This window comes from Ilumatobacter sp. (genome assembly GCF_041688325.1).
Lineage (GTDB): Bacteria > Actinomycetota > Acidimicrobiia > Acidimicrobiales > Ilumatobacteraceae > Ilumatobacter_A.
The window spans coordinates 1-1974 of sequence record NZ_JBDNIJ010000422.1; the positions used below are offsets into that span (position 1 = coordinate 1).

Genomic DNA, 1974 nt, shown 5'->3' on the forward strand with positions numbered 1-1974 from the left:
CACCATTCGCCTCAGACACGTTTATGACGCGTACGCCATCGATTCCAAGCATGGCCTCGGCCAGGCCACTACCGTCTCCCATCGCAGGGATCTCCTCACAGTTGAAGTCGTAGAACCACTCCAACTCTGGCGGGATCCCTGCACCCACCGGGGGACCCTCACCCCAAACCCACTCCCCACTTCAACGAGAAGAGCCCCGCAACCTCGGGCCAAATCTTGAACGTGATCAGCGCATGCTGCCCGGGCTGGACGCACTGCTGTGCACGACTCGGAGTTCCCCCGGGTCTGAACACAGCTTGATTTGGATGTGGCAGCGACTCCCGGACTGGTCATGATGCGGCTTGGCCGTTGATCACGCTCAGGTGAATCAGATGCGTTCGCGGTGGCTGCGCTACTGCACGATGCGGGGCACCCGCTGTCGAAGATCACGTCGCGCTCGACGAGACTCTGGTCGGCGACTACGAGCACGAGAAAACCGGCGCCCGGTGTCTCGCCGCGTGGTCCCCGGATCCGATCACTATGCCGACGTGCTGCGCTCCGTTGCCATCCGCTGAACGACACGATTTACTCCAGCGGGAACAGCCATGAAACGTTGGTCGAGACACAGCGGCGACGTTTGTCATCCATGGGAGGCTGCGGCTATGACTCAATTCTCTGATCGCTCACAGTTGCCGCAGGATCTCACGATCCGACACTGCGTCAGCGGCGAAACGCAATGCAGCGGCGACGTCTCCGGCTTCCAACGGCGGCAACTCGTCGACGATCTCCTGTGTTGAGAGGCCACCCGCGACCATGTTCACCACCGTGGCGACGGGGATGCGGAGTCCGCGAAGGCACGGAACGCCGCCCATCACTTTTGGGTCTAGCGTGATCCGATTCATGAGTCCACCGTACGAGGTCTCGGCAATTGCTCGTGAGGTGTTTGGGTAGGCACGACAAAACATCTATTTGATGGCTTGCGCTGATTCTTGTTCGGTGGGAATCAGCCGTTTGGGTGTTTGGGTCGCAGAATTTCCTGCTGTGCTCCTGGAGGCACTCGTGGCGAACGGCTTCGACTGATGACCGTGTCTGCACAAACGAGATCGGTGACCCGCTGCAGCCGGCGAGCATCGGCCAGGCGGCCCTGTGTGATGTGTTGATTGGTTGGCTCATTTCTTGTGCTGAGGCGTCGGCGGATTGGGCTTGGTCGGTCTGTGGCCGAGAGACTGCCCGTCAGGAACGCCGGGGTTGGCCGCGGCGCTGAGCGTCTCGGGGACACGCTTGAGTTGTGGGTTGACTTGGGCTTCGCGTCGGACTTGGTCGGTGCGGGCTGTGTTCGGGATCAGCCAGGCGGCGAGGCCGACGCTCGAGGCGAGGACTGCTGCGCTGAACCAGAAGCCCGAGTTCATTGCGTCGATGAACGCAATGCTCGCTCCCTGGAACGTGGTGGCGGCGACGTCGGCTGAGAACGACGGCTTGATTTGGCCCCGTCGCGACACCGGCGGGTTCCAGTGGTCGTGGCTACACGGTGGTGAGTTTGAGGCTAGCGAAGACGGTTGCGGGGGTGCGCCATCCGAGTGTCTTGCGGGGCCTGTCGTTGAGTTCATCGGCGACGTGCTGGAGGTCCTCGATCGAGTAAACGGACAGGTCGGTGCTCTTGGGGAAGTACTGACGCAGGAGGCCGTTGGTGTTCTCATTCGTGCCGCGCTGCCACGGCGATCTCGGCTCGCAGAAGTAGACCGGCATCGTGGTCGCGGCGGTGAACTCGTGATGGCGTGCCATCTCGATCCCCTGGTCCCAGGTCAACGACCGACGCACGCTTGCTGGAAGCTGGTTGAAGATCTCGGTCATCGAGTCGCGTAGCTGTTCGGCATCGTGGGTGCCAATGAAGTGCACGAGAATCGTGAACCGGCTCGAACGCTCCACGAGCGTCCCGATAGCCGATTTGTTCATGGTGCCGGTGATCAGATCGCCCTCCCAGTGGCCGCCCTCGAC

3 protein-coding genes are annotated in these 1974 nt (G+C 61.8%); all 3 read right to left on the bottom strand.

The window, feature by feature from the left end; translation table 11 throughout:
- Positions 1-662 precede the first annotated feature (662 nt).
- Positions 663-881: a DUF433 domain-containing protein gene (locus tag ACH2EI_RS20690; RefSeq protein ID WP_395161445.1), complete on the bottom strand. Its 219-nt coding sequence runs from the start codon at positions 879-881 to the stop codon at positions 663-665.
- 267 nt (positions 882-1148) lie between these two features.
- Positions 1149-1478 (bottom strand): hypothetical protein, encoded by a 330-nt coding sequence (locus ACH2EI_RS20695; RefSeq protein ID WP_395161447.1) that lies wholly within the window; start codon positions 1476-1478, stop codon positions 1149-1151.
- Positions 1479-1500: 22 nt separating this feature from the next.
- Positions 1501-1974 (bottom strand): IS30 family transposase (locus tag ACH2EI_RS20700; protein WP_395161449.1); only part of this gene is annotated, 474 nt, incomplete at its 5' end.

Coding starts and splice junctions, on each gene's coding strand:
- ACH2EI_RS20690 (WP_395161445.1), bottom strand. CDS start 881: ATGAATCGGATCACGCTAGACCCAAAAGTGATGGGCGGCGTTCCGTGC.